Origin of the sequence: Stenotrophomonas maltophilia (genome assembly GCF_013464915.1) — a bacterium.
Classification (GTDB): Bacteria; Pseudomonadota; Gammaproteobacteria; order Xanthomonadales; family Xanthomonadaceae; genus Stenotrophomonas; species Stenotrophomonas maltophilia_AT.
On record NZ_RAVT01000071.1, the window covers coordinates 1 to 20,999 of the forward strand.

General features: G+C 67.4%; 25 protein-coding genes. 17 read left to right on the forward strand and 8 right to left on the reverse strand.

All coding sequences use genetic code 11. The annotated features are described in order from the left end of the window. Nucleotides 1-17 precede the first annotated feature (17 nt). The gene (locus tag D7T59_RS20310; protein WP_180852359.1) at nt 18-464 is read right to left on the reverse strand and encodes a copper chaperone PCu(A)C; all 447 of its coding nucleotides are present in this window, start codon (nt 462-464) and stop codon (nt 18-20) included. Nucleotides 465-498: 34 nt separating this feature from the next. On the opposite strand from D7T59_RS20310, the gene D7T59_RS20315 reads away from it, so the two are divergent. From D7T59_RS20315 to D7T59_RS20330, 4 genes are all read left to right on the forward strand, one after another. Beyond that, entirely contained in the window at nt 499-1,275 is a 777-nt protein-coding gene (locus D7T59_RS20315) for an enoyl-CoA hydratase/isomerase family protein (RefSeq protein WP_032127589.1), read from the forward strand. A 127-nt stretch (nt 1,276-1,402) separates the two neighbouring features. After that, complete coding sequence (gene tesB, locus D7T59_RS20320; RefSeq protein WP_407070877.1) at nt 1,403-2,323, forward strand: acyl-CoA thioesterase II; 921 nt, start codon at nt 1,403-1,405, stop codon at nt 2,321-2,323. Nucleotides 2,324-2,327: 4 nt separating this feature from the next. Continuing rightward, nucleotides 2,328-2,837, forward strand: a complete 510-nt coding sequence (locus D7T59_RS20325) for a pathogenicity-like protein (protein WP_180852358.1) — start codon at nt 2,328-2,330, stop codon at nt 2,835-2,837. A gap of 155 nt (nt 2,838-2,992) precedes the next feature. Continuing rightward, on the forward strand, nt 2,993-4,210 hold the full coding sequence (locus D7T59_RS20330) for an RNA polymerase sigma factor (protein ID WP_180852356.1): 1,218 nt from the start codon (nt 2,993-2,995) through the stop codon (nt 4,208-4,210). A gap of 51 nt (nt 4,211-4,261) precedes the next feature. Here the strand turns inward: D7T59_RS20330 and D7T59_RS20335 are convergent, their stop codons facing one another. Next, entirely contained in the window at nt 4,262-4,822 is a 561-nt protein-coding gene (locus D7T59_RS20335) for an EF-hand domain-containing protein (RefSeq protein WP_180852355.1), read from the reverse strand. Nucleotides 4,823-4,978: 156 nt separating this feature from the next. Here D7T59_RS20335 and D7T59_RS20340 point away from each other — a divergent pair, with 156 nt between their 5' ends. After that, nucleotides 4,979-5,734 (forward strand): arginyltransferase, encoded by a 756-nt coding sequence (locus D7T59_RS20340; protein ID WP_180852354.1) that lies wholly within the window; start codon nt 4,979-4,981, stop codon nt 5,732-5,734. A 37-nt stretch (nt 5,735-5,771) separates the two neighbouring features. After that, nucleotides 5,772-6,977: an endonuclease/exonuclease/phosphatase family protein gene (locus D7T59_RS20345; protein ID WP_180852353.1), complete on the forward strand. Its 1,206-nt coding sequence runs from the start codon at nt 5,772-5,774 to the stop codon at nt 6,975-6,977. Nucleotides 6,978-7,082: 105 nt separating this feature from the next. Here the strand turns inward: D7T59_RS20345 and purT are convergent, their stop codons facing one another. Beyond that, nucleotides 7,083-8,270, reverse strand: a complete 1,188-nt coding sequence (gene purT, locus D7T59_RS20350; RefSeq protein ID WP_180852352.1) for a formate-dependent phosphoribosylglycinamide formyltransferase — start codon at nt 8,268-8,270, stop codon at nt 7,083-7,085. Between the two features lie 137 nt (nt 8,271-8,407). Here purT and D7T59_RS20355 point away from each other — a divergent pair, with 137 nt between their 5' ends. From D7T59_RS20355 to D7T59_RS20380, 6 genes are read left to right on the forward strand one after another with little or no spacing between them, the layout of a single operon-like run. Continuing rightward, nucleotides 8,408-9,289 carry an SPFH domain-containing protein gene (locus tag D7T59_RS20355; protein ID WP_164138899.1) on the forward strand — a complete coding sequence of 294 codons (882 nt, stop codon included), beginning with the start codon at nt 8,408-8,410 and terminating at the stop codon, nt 9,287-9,289. Between the two features lie 45 nt (nt 9,290-9,334). Beyond that, nucleotides 9,335-9,514, forward strand: a complete 180-nt coding sequence (locus tag D7T59_RS20360; protein WP_010483358.1) for a type II toxin-antitoxin system antitoxin — start codon at nt 9,335-9,337, stop codon at nt 9,512-9,514. After that, nucleotides 9,511-9,690 carry a DUF4177 domain-containing protein gene (locus D7T59_RS20365; RefSeq protein WP_106549423.1) on the forward strand — a complete coding sequence of 60 codons (180 nt, stop codon included), beginning with the start codon at nt 9,511-9,513 and terminating at the stop codon, nt 9,688-9,690. Before D7T59_RS20360 ends, D7T59_RS20365 begins: the two co-directional genes overlap by 4 nt. 2 nt (nt 9,691-9,692) lie before the next feature. Continuing rightward, on the forward strand, nt 9,693-10,982 hold the full coding sequence (locus D7T59_RS20370; protein ID WP_258013095.1) for an alpha/beta hydrolase: 1,290 nt from the start codon (nt 9,693-9,695) through the stop codon (nt 10,980-10,982). Further along, nucleotides 10,979-11,572: a PH domain-containing protein gene (locus D7T59_RS20375; RefSeq protein ID WP_180852351.1), complete on the forward strand. Its 594-nt coding sequence runs from the start codon at nt 10,979-10,981 to the stop codon at nt 11,570-11,572. Before D7T59_RS20370 ends, D7T59_RS20375 begins: the two co-directional genes overlap by 4 nt. Nucleotides 11,573-11,581: 9 nt before the next feature. After that, nucleotides 11,582-12,391, forward strand: coding sequence for a M15 family metallopeptidase (locus D7T59_RS20380; protein WP_180852350.1), 810 nt, complete (start codon nt 11,582-11,584; stop codon nt 12,389-12,391). 418 nt (nt 12,392-12,809) lie between these two features. Here the strand turns inward: D7T59_RS20380 and D7T59_RS20385 are convergent, their stop codons facing one another. The 4 genes from D7T59_RS20385 to D7T59_RS20400 all read right to left on the reverse strand — a co-directional run bounded on the left by D7T59_RS20385 (nt 12,810) and on the right by D7T59_RS20400 (nt 16,431). Further along, nucleotides 12,810-13,181 (reverse strand): DUF423 domain-containing protein, encoded by a 372-nt coding sequence (locus tag D7T59_RS20385; protein ID WP_180852349.1) that lies wholly within the window; start codon nt 13,179-13,181, stop codon nt 12,810-12,812. A gap of 104 nt (nt 13,182-13,285) precedes the next feature. Beyond that, complete coding sequence (locus D7T59_RS20390) at nt 13,286-14,359, reverse strand: polyketide cyclase (protein ID WP_164138894.1); 1,074 nt, start codon at nt 14,357-14,359, stop codon at nt 13,286-13,288. A gap of 234 nt (nt 14,360-14,593) precedes the next feature. Then, nucleotides 14,594-15,235 carry a response regulator gene (locus D7T59_RS20395; RefSeq protein WP_005408537.1) on the reverse strand — a complete coding sequence of 214 codons (642 nt, stop codon included), beginning with the start codon at nt 15,233-15,235 and terminating at the stop codon, nt 14,594-14,596. After that, entirely contained in the window at nt 15,235-16,431 is a 1,197-nt protein-coding gene (locus tag D7T59_RS20400; protein ID WP_164138893.1) for a sensor histidine kinase, read from the reverse strand. The genes D7T59_RS20395 and D7T59_RS20400 overlap by 1 nt, the downstream gene beginning before the upstream one ends. A 150-nt stretch (nt 16,432-16,581) precedes the next feature. Between D7T59_RS20400 and D7T59_RS20405 the strand changes: the two genes are divergently transcribed. Genes D7T59_RS20405 through D7T59_RS20425 form a run of 5 tightly spaced genes read left to right on the forward strand, consistent with a single transcriptional unit; the run spans nt 16,582 to nt 19,602 of the window. After that, nucleotides 16,582-17,178 (forward strand): GNAT family N-acetyltransferase, encoded by a 597-nt coding sequence (locus D7T59_RS20405; RefSeq protein ID WP_005408535.1) that lies wholly within the window; start codon nt 16,582-16,584, stop codon nt 17,176-17,178. Further along, nucleotides 17,124-17,966, forward strand: coding sequence for a septum site-determining protein MinC (gene minC, locus D7T59_RS20410; protein WP_180852348.1), 843 nt, complete (start codon nt 17,124-17,126; stop codon nt 17,964-17,966). The genes D7T59_RS20405 and minC overlap by 55 nt, the downstream gene beginning before the upstream one ends. 37 nt (nt 17,967-18,003) lie before the next feature. Next, on the forward strand, nt 18,004-18,813 hold the full coding sequence (gene minD, locus D7T59_RS20415) for a septum site-determining protein MinD (protein ID WP_005408533.1): 810 nt from the start codon (nt 18,004-18,006) through the stop codon (nt 18,811-18,813). Nucleotides 18,814-18,815: 2 nt separating this feature from the next. Further along, complete coding sequence (minE, locus tag D7T59_RS20420) at nt 18,816-19,076, forward strand: cell division topological specificity factor MinE (RefSeq protein ID WP_053516176.1); 261 nt, start codon at nt 18,816-18,818, stop codon at nt 19,074-19,076. Between the two features lie 46 nt (nt 19,077-19,122). Beyond that, entirely contained in the window at nt 19,123-19,602 is a 480-nt protein-coding gene (locus D7T59_RS20425; protein ID WP_180852347.1) for a hypothetical protein, read from the forward strand. Between the two features lie 86 nt (nt 19,603-19,688). On the opposite strand, the gene D7T59_RS20430 is transcribed toward D7T59_RS20425, so the two are convergent. After that, nucleotides 19,689-20,933, reverse strand: a complete 1,245-nt coding sequence (locus D7T59_RS20430) for a DUF819 family protein (RefSeq protein ID WP_180852346.1) — start codon at nt 20,931-20,933, stop codon at nt 19,689-19,691. Nucleotides 20,934-20,999: the final 66 nt, after the last annotated feature.

The following is a 20,999-nucleotide window of genomic DNA, read 5'->3' on the forward strand; positions in this document are numbered from 1 at the left end:
CCGGCACTACCCGATCATCATTTTGCGGCCTTGCGCACGGTCAACGTCGCACTCACTTCGCCACCGCCTTCCAGCTGCAGCCGCAGGGGCAGCGCCTGGCCCTCCTTCAACGCACCCTTGCCCTGCATCAACATCAGGTGCAGGCCACCGGGCTTGAGCTCGACACGCGCACCGGCTGCCAGCGGCAGGCGCTCGATCGCGCGCATCCGGCTGATGCCATCGACAATCGTGGTCTCATGCAGCGACACATCATCAAAGCCGCTGCTGGTCGCGCCGGTGATCGCCACCGACGTGCGGCAGCCGTTGTGGATGACGCCGTAGCCGGCGGTCATCGGCATCGCCGGATTCGGTGGCAGCCGCGCCCAGCCCTGCTCCACCGTGACGCAGGCCGGTTCTGCGGCCGAGGCCGATGCTGCAGCCGCACACAGAACCCACAGTACGCCAACGAATGGTTTGGTTATCATCGCCCAGGTTCCTTCTTCGCAACGAGACCGCAGCATGACGACGCTCATCGAGGTGATCAACCATGGCCCCATCCGCGAACTGCGCCTGGCGCGGCCGCCGGTCAACGCACTGGACACCGAACTGTGCCGGCAGTTGATCCATGCCATCGAGCTGGCCATGGCCGAAGACGCGCACGGCATCGTGCTGTCGGGCAGCGAGCGCATCTTCACCGGCGGCATGGACGTGCCGCACCTGCTCTCGCATGGCGATGACAAGCACAAGCTGTTGGACACCTGGAACGCCTTCTTTGGCGCCGTGCGCACGCTGGCCGAGAGCCGCATCCCGGTGGTCGCGGCGATCACCGGCCACGCCCCGGCGGGCGGCTGCGTGCTGGCCCTGTGCTGCGATTACCGGGTGATGGCGCGCAGCGCCGATCCGTCGCGGCCGTATGCCATCGGCCTGAACGAAGTGCAGGTGGGCCTGATCGCACCGGAGGGCATCCAGCGCCTGCTGCGCCGTGCGGTGGGCGTGCACCGCGCCGGCGTGCTGCTGACCACCGGCTCGCTGGTGCCGGCCGAACAGGCGCTGCAGATCGGCCTGGTCGATGAACTGGCCGAAGGCGACCTGGTGGTGGCGCGCGCCATCGCCTGGCTGCAGAACCTGCTCAAGCAGCCGCGCCAGCCGATGCTGCTGACCCGCGCCATCGCCCGCGCCGACCTGCACGAAGCCCTGCACCCGGACCTGATCCAGCTGGACCGCTTCGTCGAGGCCTGGTTCGCCCCGGATGCGCAGAATGCGCTGCAGGCGCTGGTGGCGCGCCTCGGCAAGTAAACGGCAGTGCCGGCCGCTGGCCGGCAACCGCAGGCGCCCCAGGAGGATCATGAGGTTGCCGGCCAGCGGCCGGCACTACCGATGATGGGTCGGGCTGCACCGGTATAATCGGGGCCTTCTCATTGCTGTGGCCGCCCCCTTGAACGACACGCCCGAACCCGTCGTCTCCGAGCTGATCGACCTGCTCACCCTGGAGCGGCTGGAGGACAACCTGTTCCGCGGGCAGAGCCGCGACATCGGCACCAAGTACGTGTTCGGCGGGCAGGTGCTGGGCCAGGCGCTGGCCGCGGCGCAGGCCACGGTCGACAACGGCCGCCACGTGCACTCGCTGCACGCCTACTTCCTGCGCGCCGGCAACATCGACCACCCGATCGTCTACGACGTGGACCGCACCCGTGATGGCGGCAGCTTCTCGGTGCGCCGGGTCACCGCGATCCAGCATGGCAAGGTGATCTTCTTCTGCGCAGCCTCGTTCCAACAGGCCGAGACCGGTGCCGAACACCAGCACAAGATGCCCGAAGTGCCGCAGCCGGAAGACATCGAGCCGAACCGCCCGTTGCCGGCCGAAGTGCTGGAACGGCTGCCGATCAAGGTGCAGCGCTGGCTGTCGCGCGGTGGCCCGTTCGAGTTCCGCCACGTCTACCCCCGCGACGAACTGAATCCGCCCAAGCGCCCGCCCTACCACCAGGTGTGGCTGCGCCTGAGCGAGCCGGTCGGCGATTCGCCGGAGCTGCACCAGGCGCTGCTGGCCTACGCCTCCGACTTCCACCTGCTGGGCACGGCAACCTTCCCGCACGGCATCAGCTACTACCACCCCCACGTGCAGATGGCCTCGCTCGACCACGCGATCTGGTTCCACCGCCCGTTCCGCGCCGACGACTGGCTGCTGTACTCGCTGGACAGCCCCAGCGCGCAGGATTCGCGCGGCCTGGCCCGCGGCCAGTTCTTCACCCGCAACGGCGTGCTGGTGGCCAGCACCGCGCAGGAAGGCCTGATCCGCGTCGTTCCCGACCAGGCCGCGGCCGCCGCCGTGCCGGCCAAGGAGTAACCCCATGCGCCAGATCTTCAGCAGCCAGCGCGTGGAAACCGTCGAAGGCGTCGCCGAGCTCCTGCGCGAGCATGGCATCGACGTCAAGGTGACCAACGGGCGCTCGTACAAGACCCGCCGCCGCGGCCAGTTCAGCTATACCGACCTCGGCAACGCCAATGCTTACCCGGCGGTGTGGATCGTGCGCGCCGACGACCAGCCGCGCGCGCGCGAAATCCTGCGCGAGGCGCGCCTGCTCGACACCACCCGTCGCGACCACCCGACCGCCGAGTTCGCCTTCCGCGACGCGCCGGAACCGGGCAGCGGCGGCCGCAGCTGGGCCTGGCGCATCCGCATCGCGCTGCTGGTGGTGATCGCCGGCGTAGCGCTGGTGATCGGCCTGCGCCACCGCGGCGCCCCGGCGCCTGCGGCACCGGCCCCTGCCCCGCAGGCCCAGCCGCAGCAGGCGCAACCGGCGCCACAGGCCGCGCCGGAAGAGGAAGAAGTGCGGGTCCGCATCCAGCCCTCGAAGTGACGCACGGGTAGTGCCGGCCGCDGGCCGGCAGCCCCATGAACCCGTCCGGCGAGCTGCGGTTGCCGGCCAGCGGCCGGCACTACCGCACAGAAGGCCGGTCACAAACGGCGCGCGGCTCCGTCTTGGGACACAATCCCAGCAGGAGAGCCGCCGCCATGACGACGTTCGCCGCATCGATCGACCAGACCCTGGAACGCGAACTGCCGGCTGCTGCCAGCGGTTGCCAGCACGCCTATGGCCGCATCGTGCTGGCCTGCCAGAACACGGTCACCGCCATCGCGCTGGCCATCACCCGTGACCGCCAGGCCAGCGAGGACATTGCCCAGGAAGCCTTCGTGAAGGGCTGGCAGCAGCTGCACCAGCTGCGCAGCTCGACCAGCTTCCTGCCCTGGCTGCGGCAGATCACCCGCAACCTGGCCCGCGACTGGCTGCGCGCGCAGCGTGGCCGGCCACTGACCGGCGAGGCCGCCGAGGTGGCGATGGGCATGGCCGCCGATCCGGCCCCGGGCGCGGCCGACCGCCTGCAGCGGGTGGAAGAAGAGATCGCCGCCGAGGACATCATCTCGGCGCTGCCCGCTGACAGCCGCGAAGTGCTGTTGCTGTACTACCGCGAAGGCCAGCGTTCTCAGCAGGTGGCCGACCTGCTGGGGCTCAGTGACGCCGCCGTGCGCAAGCGCCTGTCGCGCGCCCGTGCCCTGGTGCGCGACGGCCTGCTGCAGCGCTTCGGTGAGTTCGCGCGCAGCAGCGCACCGAGCGCTGCATTCGCCACCGCCGTGGTGTCGATGGTGCTGGTCGCGGCGCCGGGTACGGCCAGTGCCGCGATCCTGCTCGGCACCGGCGTCGGCATCGGCGGCAGCAAGCTGGGCCTCGGCGGTGCCAGCGCTGCGGGCGGCACCGCGATGGGGTCGCTGACCGCGACATTGGGCCAGTTGCACGTGCTGCCGGCCGAAAGCTGGGGTGCGGTGATCGGCGGCGTAGTCGGTGGCGCGATCGGCAGCTATCTGGGTGGACGCTTCCTGATGTCGTACACCGAAACTGCGGCAGAGCGGGCCGAGGTACGCCGCTTCCTCTATCTCAACATCGTCACCGGCATGTTCTGGTGCCTGGCGATCCTGCTGGCGGTCATGCTGCAGGCACCGGTCTGGGTGCAGCTGACGGTGCTGGCGGTAGGCCTGGCCGTGGTCAACTACCAGTGCCTGGTGCCGCTGCAGCGGGTGATGGCACCGATGATCGCGCGCGATTCGACCCGCCGCGGACGAACCGGCATCAACTGGAAATTCGAATCGATGTACGGCCGCACCGGCATCATCGCCATGAACCTGATGGTCATCGCGCTTGTGGTGTACTCGCTGATGCGCAGCGGCCGCCTGTAACGGACAGCGCCGGCAGTACGCCGGCGTTGTCATCAATCACTGCATTGAAACTCAGCGCTGCGGCTTCGGCGCAGCGCCATCACGCGGACCACCATGACGCGGGCCGCCGTGCATCGGGCCCTTGGCGGCATCGAACTCGGCCTTGCTCAGCTGGCCATCCTTGTTGGTGTCGGCGGCAGCGAACCAGGCGTCACGACGCTGCTTCATGCGCAGCTCGCGGTCGGCCTTGTCCAGGTAGCCATCCTTGTTGAGGTCGAGCTGGTCGAAACGCGCGGCCAGGCGCGGATCGGCCTTGGCTTCCTCGCGACTGATGCGGCCATCCTTGTTGACGTCCAGCTTGGCCCAGCGCTCACCGCCGTGGCCACGGCGGCCATGCTGCCAGCGCGGCATCTCATCGCGCGAAAGCTTGCCGTCCTTGTTCTTGTCCAGTTCGTCGAACTTCGCGGCCAGGCGCGGGTTGGCAGCCGCCTCGCTGCGGTCGATGACGCCGTCGCCGTTGGTGTCCAGCTTGGCCGGGCGCTGTGCCGGCGCGGCCGGGGTGTCGGCCGCCAGCGCGATGCCGGAAGCGGAGGTGCCCAGCAGCAGGGCCAGCAGCAGGGGGGTACGGATCATGGGGTCACTCCTGGGGATGGGAATTGCGTCGGGGTGATCACTTCACCCTCGGGAGACAACAACGCCCGGGCGCGACATCGGTTGACGCCTCGGCCGGTTCCATTCATCCGGCGGACAGTCGCCGCCACTGCGCCGAGCTGGGGCTATGCTGTGCCCATGGCGATACACGGCGACAGAGACGACGAACTGCGACTTTTCCAGACCGGCGAGCACCCCTGCGGGTACTGGTCTGACCGGGTGGCGCGCGACCTGGTGCTGGATCCGCACGATCGCCGCCTCGGTGGCCTGTATCCGCTGGCATTGAGCTGGGGCTTCCGCCGCAGTGGCGACCTGGTCTACCGCCCGCATTGCGCGCACTGCCAGGCCTGCGTGGCGGTGCGCATCCCGGTGGCGCGCTTCGCCCCGGACCGCAGCCAGCGCCGCTGCGCCACCCGCAATGACGACCTGGAGGTGCGGATCACCGCCGCCACCGCCCGCGACGACCTGTTCGCGCTGTACCACCGCTATCTCACCCACCGCCACGCCAACGGCGGCATGGACGACCACGGCCCGCACGAGTTCGAGCAGTTCCTGATCGGCAGCTGGTCGCACACCCGCTTCATGGAAATGCGCCTGCCCGCGCACGACGGCCAGCCCAGCCAGCTGCTGGGGGTGGCGGTGACCGACGTGACCGAGCATGGCCTGTCGGCGGTCTACACCTTCTTCGACCCGGACCACGCCGCGCGCGGGCTGGGCACCTTCGCGATCCTGCAGCAGATCGAGTGGGCCCGCCGCGAGGGGCTGCCGCACGTGTACCTGGGCTACTGGATCCGTGGCCACCAGAAGATGGACTACAAGCGCCGCTTCCATCCGCTGGAGGCGTACGACGGCCGCCGCTGGCACGATTTCGACAGCGAACTGGACGGGCGCTGACAAACCGCTGACACCGGGCCGGGTGCAGAATAGGGGGATGAACGCCAAACCCCTGATCCTCGCCCTGGCCCTGCTCTGCGGCGCCACCGCCCCCGCCTTCGCCACGTCCCCCGCGATGACCGAAAAGCCGTCCACTGCGCTGCGCCTGGCCACCTACAACACTTCGCTGTACTCCGACGACGCCGGCGGCCTGATCAAGGAGCTGGAAGGCGACAGCGAACACGCACGCAAGATCGCCGCGGTACTGCAGCAGGTGCGCCCGGACCTGGTGCTGCTGAACGAGTTCGACTTCGACGACGCGCACCGCGCCGCCGAGCTGTTCCAGAAACGCTACCTGGAAGTGGCCCAGCCCGGTGGCGGCAAGCCGCTGCACTTCGCCTACCGCTACCTGGCGCCGGTCAATACCGGCGTGCCCAGCGGCCTGGACCTTGACGGCAACGGCGTGGTCGGCGGCGAAGGCCGCAGCCGCGGCAACGATGCCTGGGGCTACGGCCTGCACCCGGGCCAGTACGGCATGCTGGTGCTGTCGCGCTACCCGATCGATGAAGCCAAGGTGCGCAGCTTCCAGCTGCTGAAGTGGAGCTCGATGCCCGGCGCGATCCGTCCGGTTGACCCGCGCACCGGCAAGAGCTTCTACAACGACCACGTGTGGTCGCAGCTGCGGCTGTCCTCCAAGTCGCATTGGGACGTGCCGGTGAAGACCCCGGCCGGCGTGGTCCACGCGCTGGTCTCGCACCCGACCCCGCCGGTGTTCGACGGCCCGGAGAAGCGTAACGCAGCACGCAACCACGACGAACTGCGCCTGTGGCAGGAATACCTGTCCAAGGGTGACAAGCCGTGGCTGTGCGACGACAAGGGCCAGTGCGGTGGCCTGGCGCAGGACGCGCGCTTCGTGATCCTCGGCGACCTCAACAACGACCCGGTCGATGGCGATGGCCGCCATGAGGCGATCGTCGAACTGATCGAGAACGCCCGCGTGCTGCGCTACCCCACCCCGCGCAGCGTCGGTGGCGAGCAGACCAGCCTGGCGTATGCAGCCAAGGGCATCGAGCGCAAGGGCGCGCCGTTCCACGCCACCGGCGATTTCGGCCCGAAGTCCGGCACCATGCGCCTGGACTACGTCCTGCCCTCGACCGGTTTCGAATACGTGGGCAGCGGCATCTTCTGGCCGGCCAATGAAAGCCCGGAAGCGAAGATCGCCGACGGCAGCGACCACCACCTGGTGTGGGTGGATGTGAAGTAACCCGGTAGCGCCGGGCCATGCCCGGCGGCTTCTCAAAAAAGGGGACGGAGGGGATTAAGTCGTTTGTGCCACAAACGACTTAATCCCCTCCGTCCCCTTTTTGTTTTACGGGCGCAGTTCGACGCCGGTGGCTTCGGCGGCATCACGCGCGATGGCGCGGGCTTCGTCGATGGTTTCCGCGCGCGCCAGGGTCACGCCGACGCGGCGATGACCGTGCACGCTGGGCTTGCCGAACAGGCGCACCGCGGTATCGGGCACCTGCAGCGCAGCGGCGACGTTGTTGAAGTACGGCACGCCCTCGCCATGCGCCAGCAGTGCGCACGAGGCCGACGGGCCACTCTGGCGGATCACCGGGATCGGCAGGCCGAGGATGGCGCGCGCATGCAGCGCGAACTCGCTCAGTTCCTGCGACACCAGGGTCACCAGGCCGGTGTCGTGCGGGCGCGGCGACACTTCGCTGAACCACACCTCGTCGCCCTTCACGAACAGCTCGACGCCAAACAGGCCCCAGCCACCGAGGTCATCGGTGATCGCGCGCGAAATCTCTTCGGCACGCGCCAGTGCCGCGCTCGACATCGGCTGCGGCTGCCAGCTTTCGCGGTAGTCACCGTCCTTCTGCAGGTGGCCGATCGGTGCGCAGAACGACGTGCCGCCAGCGTGGCGCACGGTCAGCAGGGTGATCTCGTAGTCGAAGTCGATGAAGCCTTCGACGATGCAGCGACCGGCTCCGGCGCGGCCACCGGTCTGCGCGTACTCCCAGGCCGGGGCGATGTCCGCCTCGCTGCGCAGGGTGCTCTGGCCCTTGCCCGAGGACGACATCACCGGCTTGACCACGCACGGCAGGCCGATGGCGGCCACGGCGGCGCGGTACTCGGCTTCGGTATCGACGAAGCGGTACGGCGAGGTCGGCAGGCCCAGGGTTTCGGCGGCCAGGCGGCGGATGCCCTCGCGGTCCATGGTCAGGCGCGCGGCGCGCGCGGTCGGGATCACCCGCAGGCCTTGTTCCTGCTCCAGCTGCACCAGGGTCTCGGTGTGGATCGCCTCGATCTCCGGCACCACCAGGTGCGGCTGCTCCTGGGAGATCAGCGCGCGCAGGGCCATCGCGTCGAGCATGTCGATTACATGCGAGCGGTGTGCGACCTGCATCGCCGGGGCGTCGGCGTAACGGTCGGCGGCGATCACCTCCACGCCCAGCCGCTGCAGCTCGATGGCCACCTCCTTGCCGAGTTCGCCCGAGCCCAGCAGCAGCACGCGGGTGGCGGAGGGGGACAACGGAGTTCCAAGCTTGGCCATGGCGATTCCAGCAGCGATGTGAAGGCGGGTGGGCATTCTAGCTGGCCGGGCACCCGGGCCATGGCATCCGACGAACGGTAGTCGACAAGTGATATCACTTTGATATCTTCACTCCGAACCCTCAAGGACGTACCGCCATGAAAGAGAAGTCGCTTGCCTCCCTCAACGGCCTCGGCACCCTGGCCGGATCCCTGCTGGCCGCGCTGGCCGGCGGCGCGCTGTTCGTGCTGGGGGCGGCGGCCAAGGCCAGCACCGGCTCGCCCAACCTGCTGCTGATGCTGGCCGGCGTGCTGGTGGTCGCTGCCGCGGTCTTCATCCTGGCCGGCCTGTACACCATCCAGCCCAACCAGGCGGCGGTGCTGAGCCTGTTCGGCAAGTACGTCGGCACCGTCAAGGACAACGGCCTGCGCTGGAACAACCCCTTCTACGCCAAGCGCCGGGTCAGCCAGCGCGTGCGCAACTTCGAGAGCGGCAAGCTGAAGGTCAACGAGCTGGACGGCAGCCCGATCGAGATCGCCGCGGTGATCGTCTGGCAGGTGGTCGACGCCTCCGAAGCGGTCTACAACGTGGACGACTACGAGAGCTTCGTGCACATCCAGTCCGAATCGGCGCTGCGTGCGATGGCCACCAGCTATCCCTACGACCAGCACGAGGATGGCCAACTGGCCCTGCGCAGCCACGCCAGCGAGATCTCCCAGCACCTGAAGAACGAGCTGGCCGAGCGCCTGGCCGATGCGGGTGTGCAGGTGATCGACGCACGCATCAGCCACCTCGCCTACGCCGCTGAAATTGCCCAGGCCATGCTGCAGCGCCAGCAGGCCAACGCGGTGATCGCCGCACGCACGCGCATCGTGGCTGGTGCCGTCGGCATGGTCGAAATGGCCCTGGCCGAACTGCAGAAGAACGGCGTGGTTGAACTGGACGAGGAACGCAAGGCGCACATGGTCAGCAACCTGCTGACCGTTCTGTGCTCGGACCGCGGCACCCAGCCGATCGTCAACGCCGGTTCGCTGTACTGAACCACCCTCGCAACGGGGCGCCCCACCGCCCCGCCAGGAGTTTTCATGAGTGAGAAGAAAGCCTATCCGCTGCGCATCAACGCCGAGGTCCTGGCCGCGGCGCAGCGCTGGGCCGACGACGAACTGCGCAGCCTCAACGCGCAGATCGAATACGTGCTGCGCGACGCCCTGCGCAGGGCAGGACGCCTGCCAAAACCCACGCCATCGCCGGAGGACAAGGAATGAGCACGCGCTGGAGTTACCAGACGATCGAAGTGAAGACCACGATGATGGGTGTCCTGAAGGCCGAGGACATCCAGAGTGAACTGACCCGACAGGGCCAGCTGGGCTGGGAACTGGTCAACATCATCATTCCGGCGCCGATGCGCCCGGCCATGCTGGTCTTCAAGAAGGAGCAGTAGCCATGTCGCGCCATCGCAGATTGCTCATGCTGTCACTGGCCCTGCTGAGTTGCCCGGTGATCGCCGCCGAACCGCAGCAGACCGCCAACCGCCTGCTCGATCACCTGCAGGCCGGGCGCGTAGCCGAAGCGGAAGCGATGTTCACGCCGCAGATGGCCCAGGCCGTGCCTGCCGAGAAACTGGGCGCCTTGTGGAACTCATTGGGTGCACTGCAGGATCGCGGCGCCGTCCAGGTGAATACACAGCAGGGCATGACGCTGGTGGTGGTGCCACTGAAGTTCGCCAGCGGCCGCGTCGATGCGCAGGTAGCGGTGGATGCACAGGACAAGGTGGCCGGCCTGATGCTGCGGCCCGCTGCGGCCGACAAGGCACCACCGCCACCGGCCGATGCCCGCTACAGCGAAGTGGACTTCAGCGTGCCGCAGGCGCGCGGCGCCCTGCCCGGCACCCTGGCACTGCCGAAGGGGAAAGGCCCCTTCCCGGCGGTGGTGCTGGTGCATGGTTCGGGTCCGCAGGACCGCGATGAGACCATCGGTGGCAGTCGACCGTTCCTGGATGTTGCCCGCGGCCTGGCCGCCCAGGGCATTGCCGTGCTGCGCTATGACAAGCGCACGCTCGCCCGCCCGCAGGATTTCGCCAACGACCACTTCACCGTCGATGACGAAACCACGCTGGATGCGGAGGCCGCCCTGGCCAGCCTGGCGGCTGCCCCCCACATCGACCGCAAGCGCGTGTTCGTGATGGGCCACAGCCAGGGCGGCATGCTCGCCCCGCGCATCGCCAGCCGCTGGCCGCAGGCACGCGGCGCGATCCTGTGGGCTGCGCCCGCACGCACGCTGCTGGAACTGTTGCCGGAACAGAACCTCTACCTGATGGCACTGGACGGCAGCATCAGCGCACCGGAACAGGCCTTCCTCGACCGTCTTGACGCGCAGATCGCGGCGGCGCGCAGTGATGCACCGGCGCCAGCGAGCGAACTGCCACTGGGCGTTCCACAATCGTTCTGGAAGAGCGTGGAGGCGGTCAACGCACGTGCCGATGCACAGGCCCTGCGCACGCCGATGCTGATGCTGCACGGCGGCCGCGACTTCCAGGTACCCGACGCCGACTGGGCGCTCTGGCAGCAGGCGCTGGCCGGTCGCAGCGACGTGCAATGGCGGGCCTATCCGGCACTCAACCACATCGGCATTGCCGGCAGCGGCCCCAGCTCCCTGCAGGAATACGCGCAACCGGGCCATGTCGATGCGACGCTGATCGATGACGTGGCCACCTGGATCAAGGCGCAGCGATGAGCGGCAGCGATCCGAAACGCTTCGACGTGGCGGAGAGCTCGCCGTTCCGCGTGCTCTGGGTGGTGTTGCCCCTGCTGCTGGCCTTCGCCATCAGCGTCTACGCACAGCTGCACACGACCCGGGCCGACGCACCGTGGATGGAGGTGACCCTGTCGCCGCCGTGGTTCCGCATGGGCGGCAGCGCGGCATGGAGCCTGGTGGTGATCGCCGCGCTCGGCATCGGGCTGGGCCTGGCCTTCTTCCGGCGCCGGGTGGAGTTCGATGGCGACGTGCTGGACGTACGTTCAACGATGTACCGGCGGCGGGTGCCGGTGGCGCAGCTGCGCCTGGACCAGGCCGAGGTGGTCGACCTCGGCCACGATCGCCGCTATGGCATCCGCTTCAAGACCAATGGCTATTCGATGCCAGGCTTCCATTCCGGACATTTCCGCCTGCAGGGCGGTGGCAAGGGTTTTGCGCTGGTCACCGACCGCAGCCGCGTCCTGGTGCTGCCGGTACGCGATGGCAGCACCCTGCTGCTCAGCCTGGATAGGCCACAGGCGCTGCTGGAGGCACTGCGCAAGGTGGCCGCACCGGCACCGCAGCAGTAAGCTGGGGCGATGCAACGACGCCCGCCCCTGCTGATCAATACCGAAGCCATCGAGCTGTGGCCCGCCGATCTGCTGCGCGCACGCAGCAATGCCGATGCACGCCTGCTGGCACAGGCGCAATGGGTGCTGCGGCGCAAGCGTGATGGCCGTTACCTGGCAGCAGTGCTGGCGCGTGGCGTCCATTCGCTGGTGCCGCGCCTGCCGCGCGAGCCCGGTGTCGAGGAGGCCCTGGCGTTGCTGGACGCGCCGTTGGCACGGCCGCTCGGCGCGTCACTGGAAGAACAATGGCTGCCGCTGGCGGGACTGCAGCAGCGCCTGCAGCAGCTTGGCCTGGATGCACAGCGCTACGCCGACGACAGCGGCCTGCCGCTCGAGCCGGAGCCCTGTCTGCTGCACTTCGCAGGCCGTGACCGTTTCGCCCGCCCACTGTGGCTGCGTCGCGGCGCCGCACAGGGCTGGCGCCGCATGCGACTGCACGCGGCACAGGATGGCATTGCGCTGGACGCCATCTCCGGCTTCCGCAGCCATGCCTACCAGTTGGGCATCTTCGAACGGAAACTGGCGCGCGGCTTGAGCGTGGCGGAGATCCTGAAGGTCAATGCCGCCCCGGGTTTCAGCGAACACCACAGCGGCCACGCGCTGGACATTGGTACGCCCGGCGATGCTCCCGCCGAAGAGACCTTCGAAGCCACCGACGCGTTCGCCTGGCTGCAGGCCCATGCCGGTGAGCACGGCTTCCAGCTGAGCTACCCGCGCGACAACCCGCACGGCATCGTCTACGAGCCGTGGCACTGGTGCTGGAAGCCGGCCAACGGCTGAGCCCCTCGCGGCGAAAGCCTGGAGCGGTCAGCGCATGGCCGTGGGCGGGATGGAATTATTCCGTGTGCGTCCGCCACGGAATGGAACAAGAGAGCAAAGACAAAAGCGGGTCGCTTCGCTCGAAGCCTCTACAACAGACCAGCGCGCAGCTGTCGGGTCCGCCTTCAAGCGAGCCGAGCACCGCGGGTCCGACGAGGGCGAAGAGGTGCGTGCGATTCCGTAGAGCCGAGCCATGCTCGGCTGCTCTCCGCACCGTCCCTCGACGGGCCGAGGAGCACAGGGGACCGGTGCGCAGCACCGGCTCGCGGCCGGCGGCGCGTTTCTTTTGGTTACTTTTCTTTTCGCGCGAAAAGAAAAGTAACGCCCATGAACGGTGCAGATCGCATCAGCACGGATTGAAGCGACAATCTCGACTCAGTCACCGCCTCAACGCATTGATCGCCAGCAACACCCATCCGGCCATCATGCTGGTGCCACCGATCGGCGCCATCCGCGTCGGCCACTGCCACAGCGCGCCGCCCACCAGGCTGCCGGAGAACAGCAGCACGCCCAGCAGCAGCACGTACAGCGCCAGGTGCGCGATCGCGCCCTGCGCGCGCGGCCCGAGCGCCATCAGTACCGCACCGTGTGCGAACGCGTACAGTGCTGCCATGTTCAGATGCTGCTGCGCCAGCGGGTCGGCCACACCGTGCGATGCGTAGGCGGACAGACCGATCGAGGCGGCCGCCAGCAGCGCGCCGAGACAGGCCAGCAGGGAAGGCTTACGTGCGCGACGTTCCAGGTTGAACATGAGGGCTCCTTGCATAGCGCCCCTTGCCGGGCGCCAGATGAAAAAAAACGCGCCGCAATGAGCGGCGCGTTTTCGTGTCCAGCATTACATGGGCCAGCCGAGGCTTACTTGACGGCCCAGTAGATGTCGTAGGTACCTTCCGGAGTGAACGACTTGTCGATGCCGCCCTTCCAGGATTCGTACGGACGGTCGATCACTTCGTTGCCCGCCGTCACGGCCCAGGCGCGCAGGCCGTTGCGGGCCACGTCCAGACCCGCCATGTGGCCGGTGTAGGCCGCATGTGCCGAGCGGTGCGGAGCGACGTGCACGTACTTGACCGGAGCGCCACCGTCGATCTTGACGGTCAGGGCCTCAGCAGCAGCACCTTCAGCACCCTTCTTCTTCACCGGCTGTGCGATGTCGAAGGCGTACTTCTCCTGACCGAAGTCGGTGGTGATGATGCGGAACGGACCGGCGGCTTCAAGGCCATTGGCCTCCATGACGCGCTTGATCCACTCCTGGTTGTCCTTGATCGACTTGGTGATCGTGTCCTGACCGCGATCCACGTTACCGGCGTTGACGACCAGCAGGTCCTCGGCCGGCACATCGACGATGGCCAGATCGGTCAGCGGCGCTTCCGGGGTGCGGTAGTCGACGTTCGGCACGCTGGCGAGCATGTTGGCCATGCGCGACAGACCCATCTTGATGTCGTCGCCGATCTGGCGGCTGACATACAGGCCGGCGTAACGGCCGAACAGGTCGAAGCCGTACTTCACCGAGTAGTCCTGGGTGATCTTGACGTTACGGCCGCCCTTGCCGGTCGGCTCCAGGGTGAAGGTGGTGACCTTGTCGTGACCCTTGGTGGCGTCTTCGATGGCGATCGCAACGCGCTTGTTCTCTTCGGCGTCGGTGATCTTCCAGGAACCGGTGCCCAGGTCCTTGGAGGTGAAGTCCAGGGTGGCACCCTTGCCGGAGGCCGGGCCGGACAGCTTCAGTTCAACGGCGGGATCGCGCAGTACCAGCGGGTTCCAGTCCTTGAAGCGGCGCAGGCTGCTGACCGTGTCGTACACGATCGTCATCTTGCGGTTGGTCTCGATGCTTTCGGTGATGTGACGCTCGCCCGGCAGACATACGCCAATGATGACGAACAGGCCAGCCACGATCCCCAAGGCGATCAGGAACTCGATAATACGGGTCATTCAGAGAGTCTCCGGGGCCGATCCCACGGCCGGGTTGATTGAAGCGAAGCGCCAATCCTAGCAGGCTTCGCGGGCATTGTTTATCGGGATTGGCGCACCGGTTTCCCTGCCGGCTGCGTATTTGTATGGACAAAGAATTCGAAGGGTAACGCATACCGCTACCCGGCAAGTAGGGGGCAACCTTGGCCGGAACCCCCTGCCACCATCCAAGTCTTTGTACTGAAACGATTTTCCTCAGACCAGCTGGAGTTCGAACGCCTTCAGTACCGCGCGCGTACGGTCGCGCACCCCCAGCTTGGAGAGGATGTTGGACACGTGGTTCTTGATGGTGCCTTCGGCGACCCCCAGCGAATTGGCGATCTCCTTGTTGGAGAAACCGCTGGCCATCAGCCGCAGGATCTCGGTCTCGCGGTCGGTCAGCGGGTCCGGGCGGTCCAGGCTGACGAACTCGTTGCGCATGTGCTCCAGGCCCGACAACAGGCGCTGCGTCACCGCCGGCTGCACCAGCGAGCCGCCTTCGGCCACGGTCCGGATGGCACCGACCAGCTGCGCCAGGGTCACATCCTTGAGCAGGTAACCCTTGGCACCGGCCTTGAGGCCGGCCAGCACCAGCTGATCGTCGTCGAAGGTGGTGAGGATGATGGTTGGCGGCAGCTGTTCCTGCCGCGACAGCACCTGCAGCGCTTCCAGCCCGGACATCACCGGCATGCGCATGTCCATCAGCACCACGTCGGGGCGCACCTGCGGGATCAGCTCCACCGCCTGCCGGCCATCGCCGGCCTCGGCCACCACCTCGATGCCATCGTCGAGTGCCAGCAGGGAGCGGATTCCCTGCCGCACCAGGGTTTGGTCATCAACCAGGCAGACGCGAATCATCAACGTACTCCTTCAGGAACCTTGGTAAGGGCGGCCACCAGCACCGTTGCCGGCACCGTCGCCCGCAGGCGGAAGCCTTCGCCGGGACGGGTCTCGATCTGCAGCTGGCCACCACATTGTTGCAGGCGCTCGCGCATGCCGCGCAAGCCATTGCCCACATTGACCATGTCCGCGCCGACACCGTCGTCGCGGGCCTCCACCACCACCCGGTCAGGGGCTTCACGGTACACCTTGATCCACAGGTGGCGGGCACCGGCGTGGCGCACCGCGTTGGTGATGATCTCCTGCGTGCAGCGCAGCAGCACGTGGGCCCGCTGCGGGTCCTCCACGTTCAGCGGATCCTCGATGTCCAGCTGGATGTCCAGCGAAGGCACATTCTCGGTCAGCGGGCGCAGCGCCGCGGCCAGATCGATGGCGCCGGTCTCGCGCAGCTGGCTGACCACCTCGCGTACGTTGCCCAGCAGCAGCTTGGCCAATGCGTGCGAGCGCTTCACATGTTCCAGCGCCTGCCCTTCGGCCAGGTGCCCGGCCACTTCCAGGTTCAGGGTCAGCGCGGTCAGCTGGTGGCCCAGCAGGTCATGCAGCTCGCGCGAGATACGGGTGCGCTCGTTGACCCGCGCACTTTCGGCCAGCAGGGCGCGGGTGGCACGCAGCTCCGAGTTGAGCCGACGCTGCTCGTCGCGCGCCTCGGTCTGCTGGCGGGCCACCAGGCTGGTCACGAAGATGAACATGGAGAAGCCGCCATACAGCAGCGACTGCATCACCGCTTCGAACAACGGGAAGCGCAGCAGCATGTAGTAGACCGGGGCCACCGCCAGCTGGCTGACCAGCAGCCACAGCACGCCCAGGCGCACCGACAGCATCCACGGAATGACTCCGGCGGCCACCATCATCAGGATGCTGCCCAGGCCCGAGCCGCTGAGGAAACTGACGCCCAGCGCCGAGATCGTCAGCAGCAACAGCAGCCCGCGGTCCAGCCAGCTGGTGGGGCTGTCGCTGCGCAGGATACGGGTCAGCCAGTAATACGAGGTACCGAAGGACAGGTAGGCGACGAACAACAGCACCGCCCAGCCCCCCATGTCACCGCGGCTGTGCAGGTTCTCGAACTGCGAGTACGCCAACGGCAGGCCGACCATGACCCAGGTGAACAGGCCGGCCAGGCGGAGGACGCGGGTATGGCTGAGGACTCCCAACATGGCAGCACTCTACGGGCCCGGCCTGCGCACCGCACCCCACGGAAGTCATGCCTGCCCGGTCGCCTGTTCATGCCGCAGCCCACCCCGGGCATGCAATAATCGTGCGCAGGGTCCCTTGATGGACCAACCGCGTTACCCCACGGAGTCACAATGTCGATTGTCATCCGCGACGTGCGCGAGCACGAGCTCGATTCCGTCCTGGCTTTGAACAACAACGCTGGCCTGGCCATCCTTCCCCTGGATGCGGCCCGCCTGCGCCTGTTCTACGAGACCGCTGAGTATTTCCGCGTCGCCGAGCGCGACGGCAACCTGGCCGGCTTCCTGATCGGCTTCGGCAGCGACAGCCAGCACGACAGCAGCAACTTCGCCTGGTTCAAGCAGCAGCTGGACACCCCGTTCTTCTACATCGACCGCATCGTGGTCGCCAGCCGCCGCCGCGGTGGTGGCGTCGGCCGTGCGTTCTATGCCGATGCGCAGAGCTTCGCCGAGCTGCGCTACCCGCAGATGACCTGCGAAGTGTTCCTCGACCATGGCGCCGATGCCGCCCTGCTCTTCCACGGCAGCTTCGGCTTCCGCGAGCTGGGCCAGAACACCATGGCCCAGGTCGATGTGCGTGCCAGCATGCTGGCCAAGGAACTGTGCAGCTACCCGTGGGTCCAGGAGACCTACGGCGGCAAGCTGCCGGATGTGGCATGGACACGCGCCCGGCAGCTGCCGGCGCAGGCACAGCGGCCGACGGGGACCTGAGCGTGGCGGTGAATTTCGATTACGAACAGGCCGGTGAACTGAAGATCGGCCAGGTGGGCATCGCCAACCTGCGCATCCGTACCCTTGATGTCGAACGCCTCGTGCAGGAAATGCGCGAGCGCGTGACCCGTGCGCCGAAGCTGTTCGGCCGCGCGGCGGTGATCCTCGATTTCGGCGGCCTGAGCCAGGTGCCGGACGTGGCCACCGCGCAGGCGCTGGTCGATGGCCTGCGCAGCGCCGGCGTGCTGCCGGTGGCGCTGGCCTATGGCACCAGCGCGGTCGACCTGCTCTCGCAGCAGCTCGGCCTGCCGCTGCTGGCCAAGTTCCGCGCCCAGTACGAACGTGCCGAGGCCGAGCCGGCACCGCCGCCCGCGCCGGAACCGCGCCGCGCCGTGCGTGCCGAACCGAAGCCGGCCCCGGCCGCACCGGTGGCCAAGGTGGCCGACGCCGCTGCGCCGCAGCCGGGCCGCATGCAGCTGGGCAACGTGCGTTCGGGCCAGCAGCTGTACGCCGAAAACTGCGACCTGACCGTGATGGCCACCGTCGGCGCCGGCGCCGAGGTCATCGCCGATGGCAGCATCCATATCTACGGCACCCTGCGCGGCCGCGCGCTGGCAGGGGCCCAGGGCAACACCGCGGCACGCATCTTCTGCCGTGATTTCCATGCGGAACTGGTGGCCATTGCAGGCCACTACAAGGTACTGGACGATGTGCCGGACAACCTGCGCAGCAAGGCCGTGCAGGTGTGGCTGGAACAGGACCAGATCAAGATCGCTGCGCTGGACTGACGCAGCCCCAAACTAATGCAGAACCAGGAGAAGTCCTTTGGCTGAAATCATCGTAGTCACCTCCGGCAAGGGCGGCGTGGGCAAGACCACTTCCAGCGCGAGCCTGGCCTGTGGCCTGGCGCGGCGCGGCAAGAAAGTGGCGGTGATCGACTTCGACGTCGGCCTGCGCAACCTCGACCTGATCATGGGCTGCGAACGCCGCGTGGTATACGACTTCGTCAACGTCGTGCACGGCGAAGCCACCCTCAAGCAGGCCCTGATCAAGGACAAGCGCTTCGACAACCTGTACGTGCTGGCCGCCTCGCAGACCCGCGACAAGGATGCACTGACCCAGGAAGGCGTGGGCAAGGTCCTGAAGGACCTGGCCGCCGATGGCTTCGACTACATCATCTGCGACTCGCCGGCCGGCATCGAGAAGGGTGCGTTCCTGGCGATGTACTTCGCCGACCGCGCCGTGGTGGTGGTGAACCCGGAAGTGTCCTCGGTGCGCGACTCCGACCGCATCATCGGCCTGCTGGATTCGAAGACCCACAAGGCCGAATCCGGCCAGAACGTGCCGGCCTTCCTGCTGCTGACCCGCTACACCCCGCTGCGCGTGGAAACCGGCGAGATGCTCAGCATCGCCGATGTCGAGGAAGTGCTGGGGCTGAAGGCCATCGGCGTGATCCCCGAATCGGGCGACGTGCTCAATGCCTCCAACAAGGGCGAGCCGGTCATCCTGGATGTCGAATCCGCCGCCGGCCAGGCGTATGACGACGCCGTCGCGCGCATCCTCGGCGAAGATCGCCCGATGCGCTTCACCAGCGTCGAGAAGAAGGGCTTCTTCAGCAAGCTGTTCGGAGGGTAAGCATGGGCCTGTTCGATTTCCTCAAAGCGAAGAAGACCACCGCCGAAACCGCAAAGAACCGCCTGCAGATCATCATCGCGCAGGAACGCAGCCACCGCGGTGGCCCGGACTACCTGCCGCTGCTGCAGCGCGAGCTGCTGGAAGTGATCAAGAAGTACGTGAACATCGACGTCGATGCAGTGAAGGTCGACCTGGTGAAGGATGGCCAGCACGATGTGCTGGACATCTCCGTGGCGCTGCCTGAAGGCCCGGAAAAACCCTGATGCCCTGCCCCGCCCGTGCCTGCATGGGCGGGGCTGCGTGACCTGCATGACCGATACGACAACCGCCGTGGACATCACCTGCGTGGGCGACATCGCCTTCGCCGATGCGCAGTGCCTGCTCGCCGCGCATGGCCTGCTGCTGCACCATGTGGCGGCCGGCGAACCGATTCCCGGCAGCTACTGGGGCGAGCCCGAGGCCGGCATCATCGCCAGCAACGTGTACGTGCGCGATGACACCCCCGTGCATTCGATGCTGCACGAAGCCTGCCACCTGATCGTATTGCCACCGGAGCGGCGCGCGCAGGTGCACACCGACGCCACCGATTCGGTGGCCGAGGAAGATGCCACCTGCTACCTGCAGATCGTGCTGGCCGGGCAGCTGCCTGGTGTTGGCAGTGCGCGGTTGATGGCCGACATGGATGCCTGGGGGTATACGTATCGGCTGGGGTCGACACAGGCGTGGTTTGAACAGGACGCCGAAGACGCGAAGGCGTGGTTGATCGAACGCGGATTGCCGGTGGCGTAGAGCACCGGTAGTGSCGGCCGGTGGCCGGCAACCWGGCGATGCTTTCCAGGCTCWGGWGGTTGCCGGCCWGCGGCCGGCACTACCCATCACCCCTGCCCGGCCAGTGCGCGCAGGGTGATGCCGACGATGTAGGCCAGGTAGGTGCCGGTGGCATAGCCCATCGTGCCCAGCAGCACGCCCACCGGCGCCAAGGCCGGATGGAACGCGGCGGCCACCACTGGCGCCGAGGCCGGCCCGCCGATGTTCGACTGCGAGCCGATGGCGAAGTAGAAGAACGGCACTTTCAGCAGCTTGCCCAGGCACCACAGCAGCACGATGTGCACGCTGATCCAGATGATGCCCAGCAGGAACAGCCACGGGCGATCCAGCAGCGCCAGCAGATCCATCTGCATGCCGATGCAGGCGATCAGGAAGTACAGCAGCAGCGAGCCCAGACGCGATGCGCCCGCGCCTTCGAGATTGCGCGCACGGGTGAAACTGAGGCTGAGGCCCAGCGTGGTCGACAGCACCACCACCCATACGAACGGTGCGTCCAGGCTGAACTGCGCGGCCCAGCTGACGTTGGCCTTGAACCATGCCGCCAGCGGCGCGCCGATGGCGTGGGCCAGGCCGACACCACCAAAGGCCACCGCCACGATCAGCATCAGGTCGGTGAGGCTGGGAATGCGCTCGTGTTCGGCCTGGAAGCGCGCGATGCGCTCCTTCAGTTCATCGATGGCCGAGGTATCGGCGCCACTGCGGGCATCGATCTTCGCGGCACGACCGGCCAGGAAGATCAGCGCAGCCATCCACACGTAACCGACACCCACGTCGACCACTGCGAACTGGCCGAACGTGGTGGCGTTGACGTCGAACACTTCGCGCATCGCCAGCATGTTGGCGCCACCCCCGATCCAGCTGCCGGCCAACGCGGCCATGCCGGCCCAGGTGTCACCGGCCACGGTTTCCGGATGTACCGCGCGCATCAGCAGGAAGGCCACTACCGCGCCGAGCATGATGCTGGCCGATGCGCCCAGGTACATCAGCACCAGCTTCGGGCCGAGCCGCAGGATGCCCTTGATGTCCACCGCCAGCGTCAGCAGGATCAGCGCCGCCGGCAGCAGGATGTCGCGCGCGATCGGGTTGTACAGCTTGGTGTTCTGCCCGTCGATCAGGCCGACGGTGTTGTAGATGCCGGGAATCAGGTAGCACAGCAGCAGCGCCGGCACGAAGGTGTAGAAGCGCTTCCACAGGCCCTGCTCGCGCGAGGCGGTCCAGAATACGGCGCCGAGGGTGGCGGCGATCAAACCGAAGACGACGATGTCGTTCTGGATCAGGGCGGTCGAGGGCATGCAGGCGCTCTGGGTAGTGCCGGCCSCDGGCCGGCAATMWGGSAGGGGKGGGGAGSAGAAWGGGGT